This window comes from Limnohabitans sp., from assembly GCF_031539105.1.
In the GTDB taxonomy this organism is placed as follows: Bacteria; Pseudomonadota; Gammaproteobacteria; order Burkholderiales; family Burkholderiaceae_C; genus Limnohabitans.
Genome location: NZ_JAVKLM010000042.1, coordinates 77635 through 93811 on the forward strand (window position 1 = coordinate 77635; position 16177 = coordinate 93811).

Here is a 16177-nt window from a genome sequence, read left to right on the forward strand (position 1 = left end):
GTGAGTGATGCCCAAAGTGATGCCCAAGTCTTGTCCAGTGACAAGCTCATCGCGAAAGTTGCTGAAGTGGTTGGTACGGTCAGTGTGATTCGTAACGGCACGTTGGTTCAACTCACCACGGGTGATGGTATCTACCTCGGTGATGTGGTCACCACGCAAACGAACTCAAAGCTAAGAATCAATTTCTTATCTCCAGATGCAAACGCTGCGAGTACGGGAAGTGCGGTCATCGCAGACATGTCGCGAGTCATGGTTACAGGTCAACTCATTACGACTGAGACAGGCAAATACTTGCAGGCCAATTTGAAGGTTGATACCGGCTCAGTGTCGGTCGCAAATGTGTCTGCTGATGTTCGAGTTCATGTCGACACGCCTGCTGGACAGGTGACTGTTCCGCCCGCTGGTCTGAATGTCGCCGTGCAAGGTGACACAGCCCAAACCCGAGTGAGTCTGCCTTCAGGCGCACAAGCTTCGGTACCTGTGGTTTACGCAAATGGACAAACAGGGCAAGTAGCCGTCGGTCAAGAAGCGTTGGTGTTAGCACCTCAACAACCAAATATTCAAATTCAGTCTGTAGCTCCGACTGCTGCTCAAGCAGGTATACAGACCGCAGCAGGTGCAGCTCCAGCAACAGCTGGTGCAACACAGGCAACGACTGCTGATGCAGCACAAATTGCGGGAACAGCTGCAGCCCAAGTAGGTACGCAAGCCGCCGTAGGTGCAACTCCAGTAGCAGACGGTGCAGCTCAAACAGCGACAGCCGATGCAGCTCAAGCTGCAAGTGCGACTCAGGCGCAAGCTGGAACACAACAGGTCGCCGCAGGCATAGCTCCAGCAGCAACTGGTGGAGCTCAAGCAGCTACAGCCGATGCCGCACAAACTGCGGGAACAACTGCAGCCCAAGCAGGTACGCAAGCCGCTGCAGGTGCAGCTCAAGTTGCAGCTGGTGCAGCTCAAACAACGACCGCTGATACACCACAAGCTACAGGTACGACTGCCGTTCAAGCAGGTACACAAGCTGCCGTAGCTGCAGCTCCAGCTCCAGCAACAACTGGTGCAGCTCAAACAACGACAGCTGATACAGCACAAGCAGCAGGAACAACAGCCGCTCAAGCAGATACGCAAGCCGCAGCGGGTTCAGCTCCAACAACAGCTGGTGCAACGCAAACAACTACGGCTGATGCAGCTCAACAAGCTACAGGTGCGACTCAGGCGCAAGCGGGAACACAACAGGTCGCCGCAGGCGCAGCTCCAGCAGTAGCTGGTCCAGCTCAAACAACGACAGCTGATACAGCACAAGCAGCAGGAACAACAGCCGCTCAAGCAGGTACGCAAGCCGCCGCGGGTGCAGCGCAAGTTGCAGCTGATGCAACGCAAACAACAACAGCTGACGCACCACAAGCTACAGGTACGACTGCCGTTCAAGCAGGTACACAAACTACTGCAGGTGCAGCTCCAGCATTAGCCGGTGCAGCGCAAACAACGACAGCTGATGCGGCGCAAGCAACAGGAACAACAGCTACTCAAGCAGGTACACAGGCCGCCGCGGATGCAGCTCCAGCAGCAGCAGGTGCAGCGCAAACAACTACAGCTGATGCAGCTCAGGCTACAGGTGCGACTCCGGCGCAAGCTGGAACACAACAGGTCGCCGCAAGTGCAGCTCCAGCAGCCGCTGGTGCAACTCAAACAGCGACAGCCGATGCAGCACAAACTACGGGAACAACTGCAGCCCAAGCAGGTACGCAAGCAGCCGCAGGTACATCGCAAGTTGCAGCTGGTGCAGCGCAAACAACTACAGCTGATGCAGCTCAGGCTAGAGGTGCGACTCCGGCGCAAGCTGGAACACAACAGGTCGCCGCAAGTGCAGCTCCAGCAGCTGCTGGTGCAACTCAAACAGCAACAGCCGATGCAGCACAAACTACGGGAACAACTGCAGACCAAACAAGTACACAAGCCGCTGCAGCTGCATCGCAGGTTGCAGCTGGTGCAACGCAAACAACAGCAGTTGACGCACCACAAGTTACAGGTACGACTGCTGCTCAGGCAGGTACACAAGCCGCCGCAGGTGCTGCTCAAGCGGCAGCTAATACAGCTCAAACAACGACAGCTGATGCAGCACAAACTGCGGGAACAACTGCAGCCCAAGCAGGAACGCAGGCTGCCGCAGGCGCAGCTCAAGCAGCAGCAGCCGGTGCAGCGCAAGCTACGACTGGCGACGCCGCACAAGCAGCAGGAACAACAGCAGCTCAAGGTGGTACTCAAATCGCTGACGTAACGCAAGCCATCGCTGCTGGTGCGGCTCAGGCTTCAGGTGCGGTAGCAGCGCAAGCTGCCGCTGTAGCTACAACTCAGGAAGTTGTTACTGCTTCACCGACAAGCAATCCTGCACTCACTAGTCCGATCACTGGAAACAATTTATCCAGCCCCATCACTGGCAACAACATGGTGGCTCCTTTGTCCTCTCCGCAGGCAGATGTGTTCAGTGCTACCGCTAATTCGTCCAACAACAATTCGTCCATAACAACAGCAACAGCCTCTCCACCTTCCATCATTGATAGGGTTGTACAAAAGGTCGTGAAGGCTAGCAACGAAATTGTTCCGCCCATCATTCCTAAAGTTAGTTTGAGTACGGACACAGCGATCGTTGATGAAGCCGAGGGCACCTTTTCATTCAAGGTCACACTTTCGTCGCCTACGAGCCTCTTCGTTACGTACGAACTGTTGGTCGAGGTTTACGACGGTGCCAACACGACCCCCACGACTGATGCGCGTATTCCATCGGGTTTACACAGCTACACCGTCAAGGCTGGCGATGCCAGTCAGACGATTAGCTTGCCTATTGATATCAACACCATTCGCAACACAGCGTTCACGGTTAAAGCCAAGATCAATAGCATCGTCAACGGCATCATTGATGTCGGTAATGCGGAGTTCAGCCTCGTTGACGCTCTTCCAATGCTCCCCCGCGCTGCAGATAACAACGACATCATGATCGGTGATGACACGCAAGAGTCTATTTCCGCTGGCATCGGTAATGACTCAATCAATGCAGCAGGAGGCGACAACACAGTCGATGGCGGTGATGGCAACGACACCATCGTCGCAGCGGGCGGCAACGATCTAATTTTTGGCGGCGAAGGCAACGACAGCATCAACGCAGGCGCTGGCAATAACTCTGTAGCAGGTGGTAATGGCGACGATATTTTGATCGTCGAATCAGGCAACAGCACCCTCGATGGTGGCGCAGGCAATGACAACATCACCGCAGGCGATGGCAATAGCTCAGTCGATGGTGGTTTGGGTAACGACACCATCGTCGTCGGTGCAGGTAACAGCACGATCAGCGGCGGTGATGGCAATGACAACATCACCGCAGGCGCTGGCAACAACTCAGTCGATGCCGGTGTGGGTGACGACACGGTCGTGGTGGCCGCAGGTAACAACACCGTCGACGGCGGTGCGGGCAACGACACGATCACAGCAGGTGACGGCAATGACGTGCTCTTGGGCGGCGCAGGTAACGACAGCATCGTTGCAGGCAATGGCCTCAACACCCTTGCAGGCGGATTGGGCAACGACATCTTGGTGGGCGGAACAGGCATAGATGCCGCCGACTACCGAGGTGCAATAAGCGCACAGACCATTGTCTTGGGCCTCAACGGCGCCGCAGGTAGCAGCATCGATCCCAGTAACGACACAGCCACAAGTCAAGGCAGCGATGTACTGGTCTCGATCGAAAACGTATTGGGCGGTTTGGCTGGCGATTCAATTGTTGGCAACGAAGTTGCCAACTTGATTGATGGCGGTGCCGGTGCAGACACCTTAATCGGTGGGGGTGGCAATGACACCTTGATTGGTGGCGATGGCATCGACACGTTCGATTTGAGGGGGGTAAACACCGCCTTCACAATTGCATTGGGCAACGACACCATACCGGGCACCAGCACGGACAGCAACACAGATTCAACCAACGGTAGCCAAGGTGTCGATTCGCTTGTTTCGATTGAAAACATTCTGACTGGCTCTGCTGCCGATTCGATCACTGGCAACAATGCGGCCAACCTCATCAACGCAGGCGATGGCAACAACACGATTGACGGCGGTGCCGGCGCAGACACCTTGATTGCTGGAAGCGGCAACGATTCATTAAGCGGCGGTGAAGGCAACGACAGCATCAGCGCAGGCGCTGGCGACAACACCATCGATGGTGGCACAGGTTCAGACGTTCTCATTGCTGGAAGCGGCAACGACTCATTAAGCGGTGGAGAAGGCAACGACAGCATCAGCGCGGGCGATGGCATCAACACCCTTGCGGGTGGTGCAGGCGACGACAGCTTGGTCGGTGGAGCAGGCATTGATACGGCTGACTACAGCGATGTCACGCACGGTCTGACCATTAACCTCGGCAGCAGCGTACAAGCGGGCAGTAGCTCAGACACAGTCTCGGGCGCAAGTAACCAAGGCACCGATGTCTTGGTATCAATTGAAAACGTACTCGGTGGTACGGGTGCAGACAACATCACAGGCAGCGAAGTTGCCAACGTCATCAACGCAGGCGAGGGCAACAACACAGTCGATGGCGGTGTGGGTGACGACACACTCATCGCGGGCAGTGGCAACGACTATTTGATGGGTGGTGCTGGCAACGACAGCATCAACGCAGGCGCTGGCAACAACTCAGTCGATGCCGGTGTGGGCAACGACACGGTCGTGGTGGGCGCGGGTAACAACACCGTCGACGGCGGTGCAGGCAACGACACCATCACAGCAGGTGACGGCAATGACGTGCTCTCGGGTGGCGCAGGTAACGACAGCATCGTTGCAGGCAATGGCTTGAACACCCTTGCAGGCGGATTGGGCAACGACATCTTGGTGGGCGGATCAGACATAGATGTTGCTGACTACCGAGGTGCAATAAGCGCACAGACCATTGTCTTGGGCCTCAACGGCGCCGCAGGTAGCAGCACAGATGCCAGCAGCGACACAGCCACAAGTCAAGGCAGCGATGTTCTGGTTTCGATCGAAAACGTATTTGGCGGTTTGGCTGGCGATTCAATTGTGGGCAACGAAGTTGCCAACTTGATTGATGGCGGTGCCGGTGCAGACACCTTGATCGGTGGGGGTGGCAATGACACCTTGATTGGTGGCGATGGCGTCGATACGTTCGATTTGAGCGCTGTGAACACGAATTTCACGATTGCACTGGGCCTTGGCAACGCACAGGGCACCAGCACCGACAGCAACTCTGGCGCTAGTAGCCAAGGCACTGATGCGCTTATTTCGATTGAAAACATCCTCACCGGTACAGGTGCAGACACGATCACAGGTAACGACGCTGCCAACGTCATCAATGCAGGCGCTGGCAACAACGTGGTGGACGGTGGTGCCGGTGCAGACACCTTGATTGCTGGAAGCGGCAATGATTCATTAAGCGGGGGTGAAGGCAACGACAGCATCAGCGCGGGCGATGGCATCAACACCCTTGCGGGTGGTGCAGGCGACGACAGCTTGGTCGGTGGAGCAGGCATTGATACGGCTGACTACAGCGATGTCACGCATGGTCTGACCATTAACCTCGGCAGCAGCGTACAAGCGGGCAGCAGCTCAGACACAGTTTCGGGCGCAACTAACCAAGGCTCCGATGTCTTGGTATCAATTGAAAACGTGCTGGGTGGTACGGGTGCAGACAACATCACAGGCAGCGAAGTTGCCAACGTCATCAACGCAGGCGAGGGCAACAACACAGTCGATGGCGGTGACGGTGCAGACACACTCATCGCGGGCAGTGGCAACGACTATTTGATGGGTGGTGCTGGCAACGACAGCATCAACGCAGGCGCTGGCAACAACTCCGTCGATGGCGGTGTGGGTAACGACACAGTCGTGGTGGGCGCGGGTAACAACACCGTTGATGGCGGTGATGGCCTGGACACCATTCTTGCTGGAGGCGGATATGATCTGTTGCTTGGCGGTGCTGGCAATGACAGCATCAGCGCAGGCGAGGGTAATAACTCTGTAGATGGTGGCGAAGGTACTGACAGCATCAGCGCAGGCAGTGGTTCAGACACGCTCGACGGCGGCGATGGTGCCGACACCATCTGGGCAGGTGCGGGGAACGACATGGTTTATGGCGGTGCTGGCAACGACAGCATCGACGCGGGTAGCGGCAACGACCGACTGGTGGGCGGCAGTGGCAACGACACCTTGTCAGGCGGCGATGGCACAGACGTGTTGGATCTGGGCTCGGTCACCAGTGCCATGACCATCACTTTGGGTGACGGCGCTACTGCAGGTAGTAGTGTGGATGCATCCACTGAAATTTCGAGTCAAGGCACTGACGTTCTTTACTACATTGAAGACATCAATACCGGTTCTGCTGCCGACACGATCACGGGCAACAGTGCAAACAACGTGATCAATGCCGGTGACGGCAACAACTCGGTGGATGCGGGTGCTGGCGACGACACCATCATCACGGGCGCGGGCAATGACAAACTCATCGGTGGTGCAGGCAACGACAGCATCAACTCGGGTGAGGGCAACGACTCTGTCGCCGCGGGAGATGGCGACGATTTGGTCAATGCTGGCAATGGCAATGACACGCTCTCCGGTGGTGCGGGCAACGACACGCTGCTGGCTGGTGACGGCAATGACTCACTCAGCGGTGGCGATGGCAACGACAGTTTGGTTGCAGGCAATGGCAACGACATCTTGAACGGTGGTGCGGGCAACGACACCCTCGTGGGCGGGGACGGCAACGACACCGCAGATTTCACTGCGGCTGCAGCGGGCATGGTCATCACACTAGGCAATGACACCCAACCTGGCACAACCGCTGACGCTAGTAGCAGTGTGACATCTGGCTTAGGTCAGGATTCTTTGATTGCGATCGAAAACGTATTGGCAGGTGCTGGTGATGACGCTATTACCGGCAGTGCAGCGGCTAACTTATTGGATGCAGGTGCAGGCAACGACATCATCGATGGTGGATCGGGCGTAGACACCATCAATGCAGGTGCTGGCAATGACCGAATCGTTTATAACCGTTTTGCGGTGATTGATGGCGGTAGCAACACTGACACCTTGGTCTTGAAAGATCAGATCATCGATTTAGTTGCGGATGCAGCCTTGGGTGGACAAATCACAAGTATTGAACGCTTGGACATCACCTCAGGTGCAGCCAACAAAACCCTCACTCTAGACACCAGCACGGTGGCTGCTATGGGCGGTACGCTGATGATTGTGGGATCTACCACTGACAAAATTACACCGTTGGGTACTTGGGACGTTCTAACGCCGGTAGTGATTGACGGTGTGACGTATCGAAAATATGTAGATGGTGCCAACACACTTCTAGTTGCTGGAACTACGCTGACTGGCGCTCAAGTGATTGGCTTGGAGTTAAGCGGCGTTGCTGGCACTGCCGGACTTTTGACCGGTAGCGGCTTTAACGACACTATCACCGCCGGAAATTCAGGCGACACGATTGATGGTGGCCTTGGTGGCGACAGCATCATAGGTGGGGTCGGTAACGACGCCATCTTCTTTGATGCTGCTGACAGTGTCAGCGGTGGCGCTGGTATTGATACCTTGCTGATTTCTGAAGCGACGGCAGATTTGCCATCTGTCTACACACACTTCACCGGCTTAGAGGCGTTGGACATGCGCGGCTTTGGAAGCACCACGCTGACCCTCAATGTGGCCTCTGCGGTGGGTATGGCCAGTGGTTCCAGCATGACCGTCAATGGCGACGGCACGGATAACTTGATTCTCAGTGGCTGGTCACCCAGCGGTAACCCCGTATTTATCAATGGTCTAGCGTATCAAGATTACACGCCCACGCCCCTACAAGCGCCGGCGGTGACCCCCTCATTTACGCTGCGTGTTTCAAAAGACATTCGCTTACTTCAACCGAATGCAGACAACAACACAACCTCCATTGTTGGCTCCTCAGCAGATGAATTTATTTTGGCGGGTGCGGGCGGTGCCAGCGTCAATGCCGGTGCCGGTGACGACGTGGTGCGCGGTGGCTCAGGCAACGACACCCTCGTGGGCGGCGCGGGCGTCAACACCATTGACTACAGCAGTGAATCCACTGCACTCACCGTCAGTTTGGCCACAGGCACAGCCGTGGTGGGCGCAAACAACACCGATTCGATCAGTGGCTTTGCCAACCTTTACGGTGGCAGTGGCTCAGACACCCTGACCGGTGATGCGGGCGACAACTTGATCGCTGGTGGCCGTGGCGATGACTCGATGGATGGCGGTGCTGGCAATGACACCCTCAACGGCGGTGAAGGCAATGACACCTTGTCAGGCAGCACGGGCGACAACTTAATCGATGCCGGCATTGGTAACGATCGTATTTTGGTTACTAGCGGTTTGAACACCGTTTATGGTGGCGCAGGCAGTGACAGTATTTCAGGCGGCAGCGATGCCGATTGGGTCGATGGTGGTGCTGACAACGACACCATCGATGGCGGCGATGGCAATGACAGCTTGTTTGGTGGTGCCGGCAACGACTCTATCCAAGGCGGTGCAGGCGATAACACCATTGATGGTGGCTTGGGCTCAGATGTCTTGTCAGCAACCAGCGGCAACAACCTGTTCGTGTACGACAGCAAAGACATTTCGATTGTGGGTGGCTCGGGCACAGATACCCTTGATCTCAGTAGCTTTGAAACCCTGACCCTGAACCGAAATGCAGCAGGTCAAGACGTCGGACCCTACATCAGTGGTGTTGAAGTCATCAGCGTTAAGGGTGGCGGCAGCAACGTGCTGACCTTGACCGAGGCTTCCTTCAATCGCATCACGTCGACAACAACGCCAACCGTGCTCGGTGATGAAAACGACACCTTGATTCTTGACGGTGAATGGTCAAGAGCCGGTGCGGTGGGCAACTACATCAAATACGTGGTCAATACCAAAGAGATCTTGGTGGACCCACGCATGCAAATCGTGCAGCAAGTCTCTGTCGCTTCTGATGCGGGTGGGTCCGTGACGGGTACCGCTTCAGGCGACTTGGTCTACGGCAAAGTCGGCGACGACACCTTGCTTGCCGGCGCGGGTAACGACACCCTGTTGGGTGGCGCAGGTAACGACTACTTGGTCGGCGGCGACGGCAACGACGCCTTGGACTACAGCAGCACCACGTCTGCTAACCCCTTGCAAATTACGCTCGGTCTAAACGGTGCTGCTGGCAGCACGTATGACGCCAACCCGACGACGGTGAGCCCTGGTAACGACGTGTTGTTGGGAATTGAAAACGTCATCGGCGGTGCAGGCAATGACACCATCGCTGGTAACGAAAGCTGGAACTACCTTGAGGGTGGTGCTGGTAACGACGTGATCTCTGGCGACGCAGGTCAAGATACCTTGGTGGGTGGTGTCGGCAACGACAGCCTTTCGGGCGGCGCTGACAACGACTACATCAATGCAGGTGTTGGTAATGACACCATCAGTGGTGGCAGCGGCGTGGATACCTTGGACGATTCGGCTGCAACTGGCAACCTCACGGTTGACTTGCAAGCGGGTACCAGCTCAGACAGCTTGGGTGTGCGTGGACTGGGTGTGGACACCATCGCGGGCAGTGACATTGAAAACTTGATCACGGGCTCAGGCAACGATCAAATTGTGGGCTCCAATGCGGACAACTACATCCAGTCGGGTGCAGGTAACGACGTGATTGCGGGTGGTCTGGGTAACGACACCTTGGAAGGTGGCGCCGGCAACGATGCGTTGGACTACACCCGTAACGTTTCTGGGCAGGGCATTGTTGTGACATTGGCCGATGGCGCCAACACAGGCACAGCCAATGACGGCTTGGGTGGCACAGACACCTTCAGTAGTTTCGAAACGGTTTTGGGCGGTAGCGGCAGCGACAACATTACCGGTAACAGCGGTGGCAACTTGTTGTCAGGCGACCGAGCCGGCGATACCGTCGGCAGTAGCGATACTCTCAGCGGTGGTGCAGGCAATGACACCCTGAGTGGCGGCTACGGCACCGATTTGTTGCTGGGTGGTGCTGACAACGACATCTTGTTGGGTGACCAAGGCAATGACACCTTAAGTGGTGGCACAGGCAACGATATTTTGGCTGGCGGTGACGGCATCGACACGGCGGATTTCAGTGACAACACTGTAGGCTTCAGCCTAACTTTGTTGACGGGCTCAGGCTCCGCTACCTCAAGTAGCACCCTTGCCGGATCAACAGGTGTCGACGATCTCTCTGGCATTGAAAACATCATTGGTGGCAGTGGTGCCGATGCGATCAGAAGCGATCTGGCGAGTGCCACAGGTGCTATTGCCAACTACATTGATGGCGGTGCGGGTAATGACACCATTTTGAGCGGCTTTGGCAACGACACCATTTTGGGTGGCGCTGGCAACGACAGCATCAATGCCGGTGAAGGCGACGACTGGGTCAAAGGCGATGCGGGCAACGACACGCTGGACGGCGGCGCCGGCACCGCGGACATCTTGGATTACAGCGGCGTCAGTGGCCCTGTGGCCATCAACCTTTCGACAGGTAACTTGACGGTAGGCGGAACTGTCCTTGCGGCAGGCCGTGCATTGGATAGCAGTGTCAGCACCGTGAGTCCCTACATTGACCAAATCAGTGGCTTTGAAACAGTCATTGGTTCAGGTGCAGCGGACACCATTTTGGGCAGCTCAGACGCTGACTTCATCGATGGCGGTTCAGGCCCAGACTCCATCGACGCTGGTGCAGGCGATGACACCATCGTGTTTGACTCCTTCGACACGATTGTCAAAGGCGGCGCAGACGTCGACACCTTGGTAGTGGGAGCAAATAGCACCTTGGTCGATTTCACGCTCTTGCGTGATGACATATTCTCAGAATTCGAGGTGCTTGACCTTCGCGCGACTGGTAGTCAGTCGGTCAAGGTTGCCGATGCAGACGTGTATGCGATGACCAGCAATCGCACGTTACGCATTGAAGCCAACATTGATGACGGCGTGCGATTGGTTGGTAATTGGGCCTTGGTGGCAAGCGCAGATCGAACGCGAACCCACAACACTTACACCACCTCTTACACACCTGCAGTGGGTGGTCCCGTCACGCTGACCGTTTTAATTCCAGTTGACATCACGCCAGGTTTTGTCTTCATCACTGGCGAAGGCGCTGACACGCCAAACGCGACAGCCGGTGATGACGAATTCCACACCAACGCAGGCAGCGATTCTGTTTCTGCCGGCGGTGGTAACGACAACATTGACACTGGCTCCGGCGCTGACACCATCGATGGTGGCACGGGGAATGACACCATCCTGGCGGGCGACGGCAACGACAGTGTTGCTGGTGGTGCTGGCAATGATGACATTGACAGTGGCACGGGCGACGACCGCATTGATGGCGGCACAGGCGATGACGTCGTGGTTGCAGGTGACGGCCTGGACACCCTCATCGGTGGTGATGGTCAAGACTTGTTAGACGCAGGCGCAGGCAACGACAGCCTCTCTGGCGGCTCAGGCAACGACACCTTGTTGGGTGGTGCGGGCGCTGATATCTTGGATGGTGGCGCAGGCAATGACAGTGTGGACGCAGGCATTGGCAACGACGTTGTCCGCGTCGCTGCCAACAGCGTCAGCGGCGGTCCAGGCAATGACACGCTTGAGGGTGGCAACGGAGACGACACCCTCGACTTCAGCCTGACCACAGACACCACGGTGTCGCTCAATATCAATTTGGCAACCGGCACCGCGTCGGGTCGTGCCAACGGCAGTGGTACGCCTTTCTTCAGCGATTTGGTCAGTGGCTTCGAAACCGTCATTGGCGGTAGTGGTGCTGATGCCATCACTGGCTCAGATTTAGCCAACGTGATTTATGGTGGCGGCGGTGCCGACACCATCATGGCCGGTGCAGGCAATGACTGGGTGTTGTTTGACCGTGCCGATGCTGTCATCGATGGTGGCAGTGGTGTGGACACCTTGACCATTAAGAACGACTTTGCTGTCACGTTCAAGATTGATGGCATCACTTATAGCGCCACCAATGTGTTGGTGCCTTTTGATGCGTCATCACCGACTCGTGTAGTGAACGAAGGCACAAGTTCTTCGCCTGCGGTGATCAGCGTGAACGGCGTGACCTTCACCGCAACAACCAACGCAGCGACAACGTTGGCTACCGCGCGAACCATCACAGACTTGCAAAACCCGATGTCGAAAATCAGCGGTTTTGAAGAGCTCGATATCAACGGTTTGGGCGCACATTCCCTGATGCTGAACACCGCATCGGTGTTCAATTTCTCTGACACCACGGACCTGTTGAAAGTCCATGGTCGCGTGGGCGATAGTCTGACACTCAGTGGCAATTGGTTGCCTGCTGGCACGCAACCTGTGATTTACGAAGGTGGCGCAGCACGTCAGTACGACAAATACACCTATTTCGATGCAGCCACCCAAACCACGGCCACGATTTTGATCAACCCCGATGTCACCCTCACCATCGCTTATGTGGGTGGCAGTGGGGATGACGTTCGCACCTTTGATCCGTCTGACTTGACGATCGATGGCGGTGGCGGAACAGATACCTTGCGTTTAGACACGGTCAGCGCAGCTGACATCGTGCTTGATTTGGGCGACACACGTGGTCGCGCCAGCATTCTCAACACAGAAATCATTGACATCACCGGAGCCGGTAACAACTACTTGGTGGTCTCACCTGCGAGTGTGGTGGAAGTCAGTGGCCAATCCACCTTGACGGTGGAAGGCAATGCCGGTGACAAGTTGTTCCTCGACGGTGTGTGGGGTACCCCCACACTCAGCGTGGATGGCAATTACAACGTGTACCACGGTACCAACCTTGCAAATGACGATGTCACGCTGATGGTTCGCGCAGGTGTCTCTGTGGGCCAAGTCAGTACGGCTGGCTCATCTGGGATGGACGTGTTGCGTGGAACTTCAGGCAGTGACGTGCTCGACGGCGGTGCAGGCTCTGACGTGTTGCGTGCTGGTGCCGGCGACGATACCTTGGTGTTTGACGCGATTGATAAGTTAGTCGATGGTGGCATCGGCACTGATACGCTGCAGATTTCTAGCAGCTCAACCGACCTGACCACGTTGGCTGATGATGTGTTGCAAAACATTGAAGTCATCGACTTGGGCAGCAGCCATGCAGGCACCCGAACCCTCAGCTTGGGCAGTGCGGATGTGTTGGCCATCAACGATGGACATTCACTGCAAATCAACGGTCAAGCAGGCGACGTGGTTCGCCTCAACGGCGAATGGGCACAAGGCGCAACCGCTGGTGGTTACACCACATACACACTCAACGGCGCAACCGTTCAACTGAAAAATGGCTTGGTGCCACAACTGGGTGGCACCACTGGGCGTGATGACCTGACCACAGGTGCAGGTGTTCAGTCGCTTGACGGCGGCGCAGGCAGCGACGTGCTAGACGGCGGCGCGGGCGCCGACACCTTAAGTGGTGGCGCGGGTGAGGACGTGTTGGTTTATGACAGCACTGACTCCGTGATCGACGGCGGTTTAGGCACCGACACCTTGCGTGTTGACAACGCTGTGCCGGGGCAGGGCGTCCTGATCGACCTGACGGCTGCAGGTGTCGCCAATTCGATTCGTGGCATTGAAAAATGGGACCTCACAGGCTCTGCCGACAACACCTTGGTGGTGTCGGCCGACCAAGTGCGCGACTCCTCGACCGAGAGCAACACCCTGATCGTCAGCGGTAACGCAGGCGACGTGGTTCGTTTGGCTGGCTCTGGCTGGCAATCTCGCGGTTCAGAGCTGGTGCTGGGTATTGCTTACAACAAGTACACCAACTTCGCCAGCGACGGTACAGCTGTGACTGTGTTGTTGGACTTGGATGTCACCAAAGGTGACCAAATTGTGGGTAGCAACACTGGCTCCGTCTTGACGGGCGGAACTGGCTCTGAAGACATCAGTGGCGGCACAGGCAACGACACCATCAACGCAGGCGCAGGTGCCGACGTTGTGCGTGCGGGCGCAGGCAGTGACTTGATTGTGTTCGACGCGAAAGACATCTTGATTTCAGGTGGCGGCGACACAGCCAGCACCGACGTAGATACCTTGCAAATTGTCAAAGCGGGCTTGCTCGACTTGAGTGACGCTGCTCGTCCCGACGCTGGGGCAACACGCCCAGCCTTGCAAGGCTTGGAGGTGTTTGACCTTAACAACGCCACCACCGTGGCAGGCTCAGGTAAAGATACCTTGGTCATTGACCCCGCCAGCCTCTTGGCAATGGGCAATGCTAACAACACCCTCACGCTAAACGCTGAAGACCTCGACACCGTCTTGCTCAAGGGCTGGGCTGTGGATGTGAATGGTCTACCTGTCAAAGACACGACTGTGACGGCCACTGCTGGCTATGACACGTATACGCTCGACTACCTTGATCCTTTAACCAGCACCCACAAGATACTGACCGTCAAAGTCAGTAACACAGCAGGCCATACCCCCACAGTGTCCTCAGTGACCTCGGGTACCGCAAGCGCGGACAGTTTGGCAGGGACAAGCGGTGTGGATGTGATCAAGAGCGATGCAGGCAACGACACCATCAATGGTGGCAGCGGTGCTGACGTCATTGATGCAGGCGCAGGCGATGACCGCGTGGTGTACGACATTGCCGACAGCCGAATTTTGGGCGGCAGTGGCACAGACACCTTGGTGATGACAGGTGCCACCCAAGTTGACTTGACCACATTGGCTGGCACGCAAGTCAGCAACTTTGAGAAGATTGATCTCAGCACCACAGGCTCGGTCAAACTGGATGAAGCCAGTGTGATGTCGCTGTGTGAGAGCGGACGACTCACCGTATTGGGTGGTGCAGGCAGCACCTTGTCGCTCTATGGCGGCTGGGTGTATGTGGGCGTGGACTCGGACGCCACAGGCGCCTTGTTCAACGTGCTGCAAAAAGGCAGCGCATTTGTGAATGTGTCCGCCGCAGTCACCCTGGATGTGGCCAACGAATTGGGCGGCCAAATTGCGGTGGGTACGTCTTCTCCCGACAGTTTGATTGTCGGCGCGATGGAAGGTGCGATGGCCGGTGACGGCGATGACACCATCACGGTCACAAACATGAGCTTCGCGGGTATCGATGGCGGACGCGGTATTGATACCGTCCGTTTCGACTTCGGTGGCACGATTTCTACGGATGGCTCAGGACGCATCAACACCAGCATCTTGGCGCCTACGGGTTTGACCAATGTGGAAGTGTTTGATCTGACCTATCAAAGCACGGTGGGCGGCAACACTTACAACGACTTGGTCTTGACGCCGGAAAAAGTCGCCGAAATGACCGATGCCAACCAACTCTTGTTGGTCAAGGGCAACGCCACTTACGACAGTCTCACGCTTTACGGCAATTGGCATCTCACAGGAAACGTCAACTACAACGGTATCACCTACAGCTCTGCGCTAGGCGACAACGGGGTGAAGGTCTATTACACCGTCAACATGGCGGCGCACATCGACAGCCCACCCACACCGCAACTGTCCACTTTCTCGATCTCTTACACCGACGGCACCTATATGGTGAGCCAAGGTATTGACGCCTATGCAGGCTGGAAAGTAGACAACGCAGGCGACATCAACCACGACGGTGTAGACGACATGATCGTCAACCAAGCTGGCTCTGCCTATGTCATCTTTGGCCGCGGCGATTTGTCGGGCCAAATTGATTTGAGCAACATCGGCAGCGATGGTTTCAAAGTGTCAGGTATCAACTCCACCGCGTTCAAAGCCTTGAACATGGACAACGCGACGTTGACGTCCTCGGCCTACCAAACCTACAACGCCACCTACCAATTCGGTTTAACCGGCATTGGCGACATCAACGGTGATGGATGGGCCGACATGGCCGCCAACTTCACCTACGGTGGCGTAGACAAAATTCGCATTATTTACGGTCGCAACAACTGGAGTGACGTCAACATTGCGGACCTCAGTTTCACACCATCAGCCACTGAAGGTTTTGTGGTCGATGCGTCATCACTCACAGGCACCCCTGGTACCAACCTGAGTATGTTGGCCATACAAGGTGTAGGCGATGTCAACAACGACGGCTACCAAGACTTTGCCTTGGGTTACAGCTACGGTGATGGTTATTTGTCGACCAACGACACCGGACGTGTGTCGTTGGTGTTTGGCGGTGCTTATTCCGGTAACTTGAACCTGGGCA

At 56.3% G+C, this 16177-nt stretch carries 1 protein-coding gene (cut by a window edge); it reads left to right on the top strand.

The features are described from left to right. Positions 1–16177, top strand: partial view of a M10 family metallopeptidase C-terminal domain-containing protein gene (locus RMR24_RS11775; protein WP_310615267.1) — the 5' portion only. It continues 15977 nt past the right edge of the window; the window shows 16177 of its 32154 coding nt (coding positions 1–16177); its start codon is at positions 1–3; the stop codon falls past the right edge of the window.